Annotated in this window: 13 protein-coding genes; 9 read left to right on the forward strand and 4 right to left on the reverse strand. The window is 38.2% G+C overall.

Annotated elements, in window-relative coordinates:
• The first annotated feature begins 13 nt into the window (after window positions 1–13).
• From MKZ25_RS07305 to MKZ25_RS07335, 7 genes are all read left to right on the forward strand, one after another.
• Window positions 14–1,033 (forward strand): Ger(x)C family spore germination protein, encoded by a 1,020-nt coding sequence (locus MKZ25_RS07305; RefSeq protein ID WP_340802986.1) that lies wholly within the window; start codon window positions 14–16, stop codon window positions 1,031–1,033.
• Between the two features lie 48 nt (window positions 1,034–1,081).
• Window positions 1,082–1,918, forward strand: coding sequence for an MBL fold metallo-hydrolase (locus MKZ25_RS07310; protein ID WP_340800918.1), 837 nt, complete (start codon window positions 1,082–1,084; stop codon window positions 1,916–1,918).
• Between the two features lie 275 nt (window positions 1,919–2,193).
• Complete coding sequence (locus MKZ25_RS07315; RefSeq protein ID WP_340800919.1) at window positions 2,194–4,188, forward strand: catalase; 1,995 nt, start codon at window positions 2,194–2,196, stop codon at window positions 4,186–4,188.
• 536 nt (window positions 4,189–4,724) lie between these two features.
• Window positions 4,725–5,780: a YkvI family membrane protein gene (locus MKZ25_RS07320; RefSeq protein WP_340800920.1), complete on the forward strand. Its 1,056-nt coding sequence runs from the start codon at window positions 4,725–4,727 to the stop codon at window positions 5,778–5,780.
• A gap of 222 nt (window positions 5,781–6,002) precedes the next feature.
• A complete protein-coding gene (locus tag MKZ25_RS07325; protein WP_340800921.1) occupies window positions 6,003–6,221 on the forward strand; it encodes a helix-turn-helix transcriptional regulator in 219 nt (72 codons plus the stop codon).
• The gene (locus MKZ25_RS07330) at window positions 6,218–6,580 is read left to right on the forward strand and encodes a hypothetical protein (protein WP_340800922.1); all 363 of its coding nucleotides are present in this window, start codon (window positions 6,218–6,220) and stop codon (window positions 6,578–6,580) included. The genes MKZ25_RS07325 and MKZ25_RS07330 overlap by 4 nt, the downstream gene beginning before the upstream one ends.
• An 11-nt stretch (window positions 6,581–6,591) precedes the next feature.
• On the forward strand, window positions 6,592–6,870 hold the full coding sequence (locus MKZ25_RS07335; protein ID WP_340800923.1) for a DUF3784 domain-containing protein: 279 nt from the start codon (window positions 6,592–6,594) through the stop codon (window positions 6,868–6,870).
• Between the two features lie 45 nt (window positions 6,871–6,915).
• Here MKZ25_RS07335 and MKZ25_RS07340 read toward each other — a convergent pair whose 3' ends face one another.
• The 3 genes from MKZ25_RS07340 to MKZ25_RS07350 are packed head-to-tail and all read right to left on the reverse strand — an operon-like array spanning window position 6,916 to window position 9,953.
• Window positions 6,916–8,466 carry a YndJ family protein gene (locus MKZ25_RS07340; protein WP_340800924.1) on the reverse strand — a complete coding sequence of 517 codons (1,551 nt, stop codon included), beginning with the start codon at window positions 8,464–8,466 and terminating at the stop codon, window positions 6,916–6,918.
• Window positions 8,435–9,043, reverse strand: a complete 609-nt coding sequence (locus MKZ25_RS07345; RefSeq protein ID WP_340800925.1) for a DUF4166 domain-containing protein — start codon at window positions 9,041–9,043, stop codon at window positions 8,435–8,437. Before MKZ25_RS07345 ends, MKZ25_RS07340 begins: the two co-directional genes overlap by 32 nt.
• Window position 9,044: 1 nt before the next feature.
• A complete protein-coding gene (locus MKZ25_RS07350; RefSeq protein WP_340800926.1) occupies window positions 9,045–9,953 on the reverse strand; it encodes a DoxX-like family protein in 909 nt (302 codons plus the stop codon).
• Window positions 9,954–10,127: 174 nt separating this feature from the next.
• Here MKZ25_RS07350 and MKZ25_RS07355 point away from each other — a divergent pair, with 174 nt between their 5' ends.
• Both MKZ25_RS07355 and MKZ25_RS07360 read left to right on the forward strand, forming a co-directional pair.
• Window positions 10,128–10,757, forward strand: coding sequence for a hypothetical protein (locus MKZ25_RS07355; RefSeq protein ID WP_340800927.1), 630 nt, complete (start codon window positions 10,128–10,130; stop codon window positions 10,755–10,757).
• A 94-nt stretch (window positions 10,758–10,851) separates the two neighbouring features.
• Window positions 10,852–11,238, forward strand: coding sequence for a peptidylprolyl isomerase (locus MKZ25_RS07360; protein WP_340800928.1), 387 nt, complete (start codon window positions 10,852–10,854; stop codon window positions 11,236–11,238).
• Between the two features lie 247 nt (window positions 11,239–11,485).
• Here the strand turns inward: MKZ25_RS07360 and MKZ25_RS07365 are convergent, their stop codons facing one another.
• Window positions 11,486–12,772 (reverse strand): alkaline phosphatase family protein, encoded by a 1,287-nt coding sequence (locus MKZ25_RS07365; protein WP_340800929.1) that lies wholly within the window; start codon window positions 12,770–12,772, stop codon window positions 11,486–11,488.
• Between the last annotated feature and the right edge of the window lies 1 nt (window position 12,773).

Here is a 12,773-nt window from a genome sequence, read left to right on the forward strand (position 1 = left end):
TGCTCCTCTTTTACTGGCAGGATGTTGGGATGAGAGGCTTTATAAAAACTCATCCGTTGTATCGCTTACAGGTTTTGAAGGTGAAATAGGAAAGTTAACTGCCTATTATGCCTATCCGGAAGCTACAACAACAGAAATGAAAACGGTGATCATTACAGGGAATGGTGTTTCACCGCGTGATGTACGGCAGGATGCAGAACTAAATGTCGAACAGACAATGGATTTATCGGTATTATCAACGATTCTGATTTCTGAAAAAACCGCAGAAGATGATATTTACAAGTATTTGGATGGATACTTTCGTGATGCGAATAGTCCAATTACTTCAAAATTAGCCATTATTCAAGGAGACTTAAAACCATTTTTTGAAGTAAGTGAAGATAAGCAAAGTACAGCAGGGGAGTATTATGATCGCTTTATTACAAGCTTGGAAGAAAATTCGATGGTCATACCATACACATTGCAAACAGCTTCTACTATAATTTTTGAAGATGCCCAAGACCTGGCCTTGCCGTATTTAAAGATGGGAGAAGAGAAACATCCTAAGGCAGAAGGAATGGCGCTATTTTCCGGGCGCTCCTTTACTGGAAAAACTTTGACTATTGACGAAGGCGTTCTATTAAATATTTTAAATGATTCTCTTGGATTTGCTACGCGCATCTCTTATTTATATGAAGACAGTCCAGTAACAGTAAGGATCAATAAATCGAAACGTAAACTGAATATTTCTGAAAATAAAATTGAAATTCCTCTAAAACTGGAGTTTATACTTTCTGAATTTCCAGATGATAATTTAGATAAGACCAGTGTCAAAAAAGAGCTGGAGCAATTTCTTGAAAAGGAAATCGAAAAAGATATGAAAGAAGTTATAAAAAAATTACAGGAAGCAAATTGTGATGCAATTGGACTCGGACGTAGTGTACGAGCATTTCATCCGGAATGGTTTAAAAAAGATTGGAGCGAACATTTTTCAACTTTGGATATTTCCCCAAAAGTAGATGTAGAAATAGTGAAAACGGGTATATTGGAATAACTGTAGAAGATTATATTCAGTTAATTTTTTTATGAAGGGGTGTCCATTTTGAATAAACAAATGAATTACGGAGATGACTATAAATTTATACCTGCTACTTCTGTGCAAAGTGGTGTGAGTGAGGAATTATTGCCCGACTTATATGTTCATACGATTCAAATTGCGAATATTGTTTTCTATGGCAGCCCTGATAATAACGGTTTTGTTTTAATAGACGCCGGGATGCCCAAAAGCGCAAAAGAAATTATTGATGTGGCAGAAAACAGATATGGTAAAAATGCAAAACCGAAAGCGATTATTTTGACACACGGGCATTTTGATCATGTAGGGGCTATCATTGAACTTGTAAAGCACTGGCAAGTACCGGTTTTCGCCCATAAGTTGGAACTGCCGTTTTTAACAGGCTTAGATAATTATCCGGAGCCGGACCCTACTGTTGATAGCGGGTTAGTTGCTAAAATGTCCCCGATGTTCCCGAATGAAGCGATTGACTTAGGGGAATCTGTGCAGGAACTTCCGTCTGATGGAACAGTACCATTTATGGAAGGGTTCAAGTGGATTCATACACCGGGTCATACACCTGGACACGTTTCGTTATTCAGGGAACGCGACGGAGCACTTATTGCAGGGGATGCTTTTGTGACGGTAAAGCAGGAATCCTTATATAAAGTATTTACCCAGGAAAAAGAAGTGAACGGACCACCGAAGTATTTGACGCCGGACTGGACCGCCGCTTTTGATTCGGTAAAAAAGTTGGCAGCATTAAATCCATCTGTAGCGGTTACAGGACATGGGGTGCCGATGAGCGGGGCAGAGCTGAGCGAGGGGTTGCGTAAACTTGTTGATGATTTTGATCAAGTAGCATTGCCAAAGAATACTAAATAGTTCAGGATAAAAAATCATCCATTTACTCAGTTAATGTGCAAATGGATGATTTTTAGTAGTGAATGGATAAAGTAACTCTGATTAAAATGTTTAAGCAAGCCTTATTTATTCAAATCGTATTATTAGAGTGAGAAGGAACTAACTTTTAAGAATTAAATATTACGATTATATTTCATAGGACTACTTTTCGGGAAATAGGGTAGAAAAGTAACAGAGATGGTTGAGTATAACTAATCTTGTGAAACTTGCTATTTTTGGAATGAGGAGGATGTAAATTGGAGAATAATAATAAAAAAATCGAGCAATTGAAACAGTTTACTACGAAAGATGAAGGTCAGCCGCTAACAACGAATCATGGATTAAAGTTAACGAATGATGAGCATTCATTAACGATAGGTGAACGTGGCCCAACAATAATGGAGGACTTTCATTTTCGTGAAAAAATGACCCATTTTGACCATGAACGTATTCCGGAACGAGTTGTACATGCACGGGGTTCAGGGGCTCATGGTATATTTGAAAGTTATGGCGATGCATCCGATATAACGATGGCTCATTTTTTAGGAGAGAAAGGTCGCCAAACACCTGTCTTTGTTCGATTTTCAACAGTAGCAGGATCACGAGGCTCAGCAGAAACAGTTCGTGATGTACGAGGATTTGCGACGAAGTTTTATACAGAAGAAGGGAACTATGATTTAGTGGGGAATAATATCCCGATTTTCTTCATTCAAGATGCAATTAAATTCCCGGATTTAATCCATGCAGTAAAACCGGAGCCACATAATGAAATTCCTCAAGCGCAAAGTGCCCATGATACATTTTGGGATTTTGTCGTAAGCAATGAAGAGACCGCCCATATGACAATGTGGAAAATGTCTGACCGAGCGCTTCCAAGAAGTTTCCGTACGATGGAAGGGTTTGGTGTAAATACTTTCCGTTTTGTCAACGCCAATGGGGAAGCCCACTTCGTAAAATTCCATTGGAAACCTGTATTCGGTGCTCATTCTTTAGTATGGGATGAAGCTCAAAAAATTGCCGGTAAAGATCCGGACTTTAATCGCCGCGATCTTTTCGATAATATTGAAGCCGGAAATTATCCGGAATATGAACTTGCTGTGCAGCTGATTCCACAGGAAGACGAGTTCAAATTTGATTTCGATATTTTAGATCCGACAAAAATTTGGCCGGAAGAACTGATTCCGCTTCGCAAACTCGGTAAAATGACATTAAATCGCAATACGGATAACTTTTTTGCAGAAACGGAACAGATTGCATTCCATGTAGGGCATGTTGTACCGGGAATTGATTTTTCAAACGATCCTTTATTACAAGGCCGTTTATTCTCATACACAGATACACAACTGATCCGATTAGGCGGGCCAAACTTCCATGAGTTGCCGATCAATCGTCCTGTGTGCCCATTCCATAATAATCAGCGTGATGGTTATGGTCGAATGACGATCAATAAAGGACGAGTTGCATATGGGAAAAATAGTCTGCAAAACAATACACCGCATGTAGTGACGCAAAAGGAAGGCGGCTATGCCCATTACCAGGAGAAAATCGAAGGACGCAAAGTACGTGCTCGAAGCTTATCGTTTGAAGATCATTATAGCCAAGCGCGTCAATTCTGGTTAAGCCAGACAGATGTGGAAAAACAGCATATTATTAATGCTTTCAGTTTTGAACTGGGGAAAGTAGAAACAATCGAAATCCGCAAAGCAGCAGTCGATATGTTTGCTCGTGTCGACCGTGCAATGTCTGAGCAAATTGCACAAAATATCGGGGTGACACCACCGGATGAATCGATCCAGCAAGTTGCCGATCAACAGCCATCCGATGCTGTGAGTATTTTAAAAAATCAGGTACCATTTTTAAAATCGAAAAAAGTCGGTATTATTGTTGATACAAACAGCAATTTGGAGGAACTGATCATGCCTTTGGAAAATGAAGGCGTTACAGTTGAGTTGATCAGCGATAAGCAGGGAAGAATCGGTGATCATGAAATTGATCATACGCTGGCAACGGCCGATCCTGTACTTTATGATGGTCTAATTGTTGCCACAACTTTCGAAAGTGTCGTGCCTAAACGAAAAGTACAACGATTTGCTGATGAAATTTTCAATCATTATAAAGCATTAGGTTATGCTTCAACTGAAATTTTGGATAAAGACTATGCGAATGCACCTGGTGTCACAGCAGGGATATCTGAATTTGTAGAAGCATTGAAAAAAGGACGCCACTTTGACCGTACTGATGCAACGGGCTGATTCTTTTAAGATTATACGGTGAGAAGGGATTTTATTAGAAAAGTTTGGGTACTTATTAGAAGAGTTGAACAGGATATTCGAACGTTAGTGTGCTTTATTTGAATAGTTGAAGTACTTATTAGAAAAAAAAGGTGCTTTATTAGAACATCCCACTTCTATTAGAAGATTTTTCGGGATAATAGAATAATGGAGCACTTTATTAGAAAATCGGCCTCACTGTAATCATGTCCGCATAGCAAAATAAAAAAACATTTTTCTCCGTTGAGAAAGATGTTTTTTTTATTGAACTATGTTACATACTATATCTCTATTTTCCTACTCATTTTATAAAAAATGAATATTTTGAATAATAAAATATTGTAATAATGGTATGATATAATATAAAAATTGTAGTTAATTTTATATCGGAGGGGGGACATTTAGAAAGAATCTAAAAGGGCTACAATAATCGGAAAATTCGAAACGGGGAAAATAGCCTTACAAATTATTTTAATAAAATACATATTGATCGATGGATTAAAAGGGGAGTTAGACGTGTGAAAAATATACTGAAAATTGGAAGCGCATTTATTGGCGTAATTGTAGGTGCCGGATTCGCTTCAGGACAAGAAATACTGCAATACTTTACGAGCTTCGGAATACTCGGGATATTCGGAGCTATTTTATCAACAGTACTGTTTTCGGGCATTGGTATGCTTTTAGTATGGCTTGGCAGTTATACAAAAACGACATCGCATAAAGATGTTATTTACAGAATTAGCGGGCGATATCTTGGAACTGTAATTGATTTTATTCTTATTTTTACGTTGTTTGGCGTAGGTGTCGTGATGCTGGCTGGTGCCGGTTCGAACTTAAATCAGCAGTTTGGCTTACCGGTCTTTGTAGGTACGACTCTTATGACAATACTCGTATTATTAACAGGGTTTTTGAAAGTAAAACGGGTTGTTGCCATTATAGGAAGCATTACACCGGTTCTCATTATTTTTGTTATATTTATTTCGATTTACAGTTTTCTGACGATGAGTGGAACTTTTGCTTCGTTAAACGATGTAGCGCAAGCAACACCGACTACTTTACCAAACTGGTTTATTTCGAGTATTAATTACGTTTCATTTAATATTGCAGTTGGGGCTTCGATGTCCATTGTGATGGGCGGAGCTGAAAAAAATCCAAAAACAGCAGCGATAGGCGGATTGGTTGGGGGACTTATTTTAGGAATTCTCATTCTATTAATTCATTTAGCCATTTTCTCGAAAATCGAAGAAGTTGGCACATTGGACATGCCGATGCTGGGAATTGTTAGTAATTTATCGCCAATACTAGGTATTATCATGTCATTAGTTATTTTCGGCATGATTTATAATACAGCGGTTGGCATGTTCTTTTCTTTCTCGGCACGTTTTGCGGAATCAGGGACACAGAAATTTAAAACATTCTTTACGATTACAATGATTGTTGGTTATTTGGCAAGTTTTGTAGGCTTTACTGGTCTAGTTAGTTATTTCTATCCTCTAATCGGTTATTTAGGAATCATCCTCATTTTTGCTTTAGTGGCAGCACCCTTTATAATTAAGAGACAAGAAGCAAGATAATTAGTTGAATGAATAAGGAATTATAAAGTAGCTACCATTTTCTCTTTTTGGAAATGGTGGCTTTTTTGTTTTTTGCAGTTTTATATTGCATAACGTGTCATATATAATTGACTAAGTTAATATATATGTTACACTTTAGTTATAGTTATTATTTTCCTAATTGCATTTTGTCAGCAACTTCAACATCGTGACATCAAAAATTTTAGAGAGGAGGCTTTCAAATTGAAAGATGTTCAAATAAATAACTGTGTGAAATTACGAAGAACTGAATTGGGTAATTTAACACAAAGTGATTTAGCAAAGCAAATTGGTGTCACAAGACAAACGATGAATTTAATCGAAGCACAAAAGTATAATCCTACAATTAAAGTATGCTTACTGATTGCAAATGCACTGGATACTTCAATTGAAAAATTGTTTTGGATGGAGGAAGAATCATGAAAAAGATATTCACCTATATCCCGGTTCTTTGCTGTATTATTGTAATTTTATTTATTGAAAGTTCGTTATTGAAATGGATTTTGTTAGTAGGGATCGGTTGTTTAATAATATTTGCAAAGTATAAACGAGGTGAATTAACGAGCGAAGAATTCGAATTTGATGATCGCGTAAACGCAAATATTTCCAAATGGTCATTACGAAGCATGTTCGTTTTAAATACTCTGCTCATAATGATTTTAGTTATTGGCAGCCAAGGGGATTTAAGCTGGGCGATAAATATAGAATGGATTTTGGTGTATTTAGTAGCTACACTTTGCATTCCATTCTATATAATTCCAGCTGTTATAAAAAACTTTTAGGGGGATGGGAAATGGAAATGAATTTGATTATAGTTGGTGTCATATTTTTATTATTAGGTTATTTAGTCGGTGTTAAAAAATTAACATGGCTATTAGCGGGGTATAATGAAAAGAGAGTAAAAGACAAAAATAAATTAGCGCTACTTGTCGGTGGAACTTTTGCTATATTAGGCATAGGAATCGCCATAAGCGGATTTGCAGGCATACAACAAGCAGAAACGATTATGTATGTTACAGTAGGCATCATTTTACTTGAATTAGTGTATGTTAACGTAAAAATGGTTGAATAAATTATATTACCCGGCCCCTCTATTGCACTTAGGGAGCCGGGTATTTTATTGTTTCTGTATATTGTAATCAATGTGTAAAAACTTCATACCAAACAGTGTCATCTGATGAGTTGCGGTTAGGGTTCCTTGTTGTTCCTTAATTACAAAATACTCATGTAACGGCAATTTGAATAGATAAGAGCCGAACGCCAAATACGTACCGGCATCGCCTTGTCCATCACTTGTAAGGTATAAAGCGCGGTCTTTTACGGAAAGCTGCAGTATACCGTGCATCGAAGAGAAGGGCAGGGGCAAAGCAATATTCATATACGTATTGGATGCATCATGATGCTGCGAATAGATCGCATTAAAAACTGGTTCGCCATTGATCGACCTGTGCCAGACGCGCGGCTTTTCCCGGCCATCTTGATGCGAATCAACTTGCCAAATTTCACCGTCCATCACAATCATTTTTGAGGAATACGGTAAATTCAGCTGCCCCATTTTCCTGCTAATGAACTGATACACAAAAGCAAAAGGTTTAAACCATGTTGCCCATCGAACTGATGCTTTTAAATCAAATTTCATAGTATCTTCATAAAATTCATTAACCAATTCAGGAATTTCCTCTTTATTAACATAAGATGCCATATCATCGACCAGTCCGCGTGCCGGTTTGTTTTTTGAAGAAAATCGTCCCCGAATTTTGCTTATCGGGAATGTATAGTCCCTGTGATTTGTCGGTGGCAGCAAGAGACTCCAGGCGATTACTACAGCAATACCAAATCCAAAACAATTTAACAGCCCGTGGAAGTCCAGCATACTTGGAATATCAACAAGATTCGTTCCTGTTAAATTGCTGTATGTGTATAAAAACGACCAAATAATTGTAAAGCATAATGTCAAAAATGCCAGGCGAATGAAGAGACGCTGCACACGCGGCAATGGCCATTTCATAACGAAAAAACTAATGCTGAAAATGGCGATTACATATAAGCTGACCGAAATGATTTCAACGATCCTTGAAAAAGTTATCCCGACTGCTACGAGCATTGGTCCTGATGCGATGACGGCACAGCAAAACCTGAAATAGCGGGTCATATGATGACGCCCAATCAAACCGACTGTAATGCATAGCAGAAAGGCGGAGTAATGAAAATGAATAGCGGTCAGCCATGTAATAATCGGACTGAACCCTGTATCCAGTTGCAGATGGAATGCTAAAAACCATAGGCCACCCATCACAATATAAATTAGACCGATATCTATCATCATTTCAGCTGTATTGACAAAGCCTCTTCTCAAAAACCGGTTAATCCCATGGGAGGCAACAATAAGCGTACTTAGTAAGTAGGCAAGTACACAAAGCAGGATGAGGAAATCGTTTTGTGTAAAATACAGTATTGTAACTGCAAACTGACCGGTTGCTATAATGAGTCTTTGCCAATTTTTCAGCAAAACTAACTGTTCCAGCATGACTGGTACAAAGATAAGTTGAGCTAGCGTCAAATAATAATACATAGATGTGGGTTCGTTAAATAACAGAAGCCAAGCCATACAAACAAGGCCAATAATTGTTAAAGGTCTACTGAGCACATGGCGTAAATTGACCAGCATACATCATCATCCTTCCAATGAGATCATTATAAATGGAGACATGAATTGTATACACATCGAGCACATCATCATACCCTTCCGTTACAACAACTCGGCCTGTCAGTTTCTTTGGCAAGCCAACTTCTTTCTGACCGATTACGGCACGCTGTTCTGCGGAGCGGATCATTAAGGAACCCTCCTTTGTAACATCCATTTTTAAATCGGAGTAAAAGAGTGCAGGATCCCCTAAATAATCTTTTACGATTTCCCGTTCCAAATCGACTGTCATCGTCGCATTGAACTTGCGTGTTGCGAGTGGAAAATGGAAAGTGCGCTCCCAATAGACTTCGGCTTCCTTATCATTGTTCATTCTTGCGGTATTCGTTATTGTAAACGGAATTTCTTTCCCGGACTCGGGAAAAAGGAAGTTTGTTTTCGTAAACAGTTGATACATCGGTCGTAAAAAACGTGGTCCTGAATGAATGACTTGCATTGTTCCTTGTGCATGAAAGGGTTGGCCAAATGGAAGGCGGTACCTTTCCTGCAGTTTTGGATGCAGCCTGTGAAAGTCTTTGGCCAGCAATGTTTCGTAAATCATATTAAGCACCTCTTTTTCGTTTGCAGAATCTTGCTGTCGGTAATTCTTTTGTAAGCAGTAAAGCAGTAATTGAAGCGATCCATAGACCAATGTTAAAGGTTACGACATTAAATGGAGCCGTTGCTACTGAAGGAGCAGCAATAATTGCGCTGAATGTCAGCAATGGGAACAATAAAATTTGCGCCTTTAGCAGCAGCGGTTGTAATTTCGGTATTAAAAAGACTATTCCGATCGTCATCTCCAAAATACCTATCCAAATAATGGCCGTTGATGCTTGACCAAAAGTTAGCGGCGACAGTTTCATCAGCAGATCAATTTCAAGCGGATGCTTCATCAATACTTTCGGAACGAGACCTTGGTAGAGCCATGTAAAACTGAACAGGAAGCAGAGTAAATAATAGCTGAAAAATCGCCGGTATTGGGTTGCCGGTTTTTCTCCGATTTCAATCCATCTTGCCAGTACATTAAAGCTTAGTGCAGTTGCCCAGCCGATAATAGGGCGGAACAGCAGATCAAACAATTGCCCAAATCGACCGAACCGGACGTCATAGTCATACTGGGTCAGAAAGGTTACACGGTCGCCATTCGGAATATATTGCCAATAGCCGCGGCCTTCCTTAATCGGGGAAATCAGTTGCGGTGTCCCGAAATGGAGAGAGGAGGTTTTAACACCACTTGCTTTTTCATGTGTTCCTTTACTTTCACCCCAACCTGCAATAGACATGCCCGGCATTATTTTAGTTTTATATGTAAAAGTTTGAGGCCCGTCCTCATGCTGTTTTTCATTGTAGGTGATGGATGTGAAACGTAAATCCCATTGTTCATGCAGAGCGGGCTGCTGTGTATAATGCCATACTTTTTCAATCGAGCTGTCTATTACGGTTTCCACATAAATCGGCTTTTTTTTCAAGACATACAGCTCCTCTATCAAAATATATTCTACTCATTCATCATACCTTAATATGTCTTCTGGGATTAGTCAGAATTTAAAGTGAATGAATTTGCAGAATAAATGTTAATCTCTTACATTATCAAGTATTATAAGAATGGGTAGATCAAGTAACCGATTTTAAGGGAGGAAGCAATGGACTTTATTTTGGATTATAAGTGGTTTTTCCTTATTACTGCCGAAGTAGTTTTCTGGGTATGTGCGATTGCTTTTTTGCTGTTGCGCTATTGGTTTCAGCTGAAAAAGCTGAGCATATTCGTTTTTATTATTTTTATTGTGAATGATTTATGGATTGCACTATTGGCGTATTTCGATTATCAGCGAACAGGTGAATTTTCGATTTATCAAATTATTATCGTTATCATTATTGTATACGCGATGACATTCGGGAAATCTGACTTTAAAAAGCTCGATGCCTTTATTAAAAGGTGGGTGGCTAAAAAACGGGGAGAGCCGATCGATAAATCACTCCAACCTGTTAAATTGTATGGGAAGGCTTATGCAATACAAGAATGGAAGCAATTTGCGTTACATTTCGTCGTTTTTATCATTGTTCATATAGGGTTTGCTATTGGAGTTGGCTTTTCAGACAGTTTGCAGCAAATACCACTGAGTGATTTTTTCGGAGTGTGGTTTGATGACGAGAGCGGAAATTTCCCTTTCAACAATGAAGGAATCAATAAATTCAGTCAGGTATGGCTGATTATTCTTGCGATTGATTTTGTAATAACACTTTCGTACACATTATTTCCTAAAAAGAAATGATCGAAGTGATAAATAAAATACGGCAAATTTAAGATGTAGAATTTAACTAAATGTTTTTGAATAAAACGAAGCGAACCAAGGAAGGGGACGTAACTTGAAAAAATTATTATCATTAATGTTTGTTACAGCAATACTTTTAGCGGCTTGCAACTCCTCGGAAATGAGTATTACCCAAGTGCAAAAGATTCCTCCAAAAGTGCAGGAGAGTATTGATTTTCTGGATAAGGATGACAAGTTACAGGTCGTTAATGACAGTAAAAGCGATGTGAAGTATATTATTATTCAATCTGCAGGAACAGTAACAGCTGAACTTGAAGAGAGAGAAAACATATTGGATATAAAATTGGATACCGAAAATGAAACAAATAGCGAATTGAAACAACACGTTTTTAAAGTTACTCGTGGTGATGCACAATATGACTCAATCAATGTAAAAATAAATGGCCAAGATACGCCTATAGATAATTCCACTGGGTTTTAAAAAGACGGTTAGGTTAGATGGAGGAAATTTTGAAGAAATTAAAATTAGTGTTTGTACTACTAATTTCAGTTTTAATTGTAAGTGGATGTAATCGTAATTCACCATAGAAATTTATGAAGAAATGAAGGAACAAGATTAAATTTGCGTATAGAGCTTTATAAATATGAAATAAAAATCCCTTTTGATTCTACTGTTCAAAAGGGATTTTCTATACATAACTATTAAAGGAGAAGCTTTCTTGGCAATTTTATCGCATAAAAATTTCAGTCAATGCTCTGCCATCTGTATTACCAAAGTCCAACTCTAAAATATGCGCAATGGTCGGACCGATATCAACGACACATGCTTCGCCAATTGCTGAGCCGGCTTTCACACCGGTTCCTGAAATAATCAGGTTGCTCGTATAATCGGGTTTGTCAGGAGAGTACCCATGTGTCGCATACTTTTTGCCGAGTGCATGTAAGTCTACAACAGCTTCCTGTAAATGGTCATCTTCAAAAGCATAGCCTTCTTTTGCTTCAATCATATAGCGGAACTTACTGGCTACATGAAATTCCTGCAATTCCTCCGTACGCAAAATCGCTTCGATTCCATAAGATTCTTTCCGTGCAGCATCCTGTAAAATTTTAAGGGCGATATGTTCTGCTTCTGCATCACCTGGTTGTATATGCAAATAAGCGGCCCCACCGGCACTTTGAATATATGCGCGCCAATGCCATTTGCCATTTTCCTCATAAATAAGGCCTTCCTCGTATAAAATCCGATTTAGATACACTTTGTACTGAACATCGAGCTGACTATGGTCTCCGACAATTATAAAAGTCGTTTCTTCATAAATATCCGCATCGATTGTCGCCTGGATGAGCTCTCCAATCCGGCGATCCATCCGTTCAATGACTTCTTCAATATGAGGTCCCTTTGTTCCATGTAAATGCTTCGTATCATCGAGATCAATTAAATGCATTAAAAGTAAATTCGGCTTTTTCCTTTTAATCGTATCTACTGCACATAGCGTTGTGAAATCATCCAAATACGGCTGCTGAATCCCTTGCCGAACTTTTCCGTACTTGATTTCCATTTGCATCGTAAACAATTTACTGCCGCTTTTCAGTATTTTTAATGCCTGGTTTTCATTTTTGATCGCTTTTATTTCAGGAATATTAAAGTTAATATCCGCTTTTCCTGATACCGGCCACAAAAGCCCGGCAGTTGTAAGTCCTTTTTTTCGAGCTGCCTCATATACAGTCGGAGCTTGAATATCACTGCGGAACCAGTGCCATTTCTGATCGTCTTCCGGCACGAACGGCTGAAACGGATTGTTATGGAAAACCCCGTGCCGGTCAGGATAAACACCTGTCACATAGGAACTGTGTATGACATAGGTAAGGGTAGGGTACACACTTTTTAATAGATTTGTGGAAGCACCCCGTTCAATCAGTTTTGCTAAATTCGGTTTCGATGCTGCACTTTCCCAATTATCTTTAGAAAAGGCATCATATGAAACGACAATTACATACTTATTATTTTTATTCATT

The sequence above is a fragment of the Solibacillus sp. FSL W7-1464 genome, from assembly GCF_038004425.1.
GTDB lineage: Bacteria > Bacillota > Bacilli > Bacillales_A > Planococcaceae > Solibacillus.

Excerpts from the sequence above, each read along its gene's own strand:
- MKZ25_RS07340 (WP_340800924.1), bottom strand. The coding sequence starts at position 8,466 with ATGCTGGTCAATTTACGCCATGTGCTCAGTAGACCTTTAACAATTATT.
- MKZ25_RS07345 (WP_340800925.1), bottom strand. The coding sequence starts at position 9,043 with ATGATTTACGAAACATTGCTGGCCAAAGACTTTCACAGGCTGCATCCA.
- MKZ25_RS07365 (WP_340800929.1), bottom strand. The coding sequence starts at position 12,772 with ATGAATAAAAATAATAAGTATGTAATTGTCGTTTCATATGATGCCTTT.
- MKZ25_RS07355 (WP_340800927.1), top strand. The coding sequence starts at position 10,128 with ATGGACTTTATTTTGGATTATAAGTGGTTTTTCCTTATTACTGCCGAA.
- MKZ25_RS07330 (WP_340800922.1), top strand. The coding sequence starts at position 6,218 with ATGAAAAAGATATTCACCTATATCCCGGTTCTTTGCTGTATTATTGTA.
- MKZ25_RS07335 (WP_340800923.1), top strand. The coding sequence starts at position 6,592 with ATGGAAATGAATTTGATTATAGTTGGTGTCATATTTTTATTATTAGGT.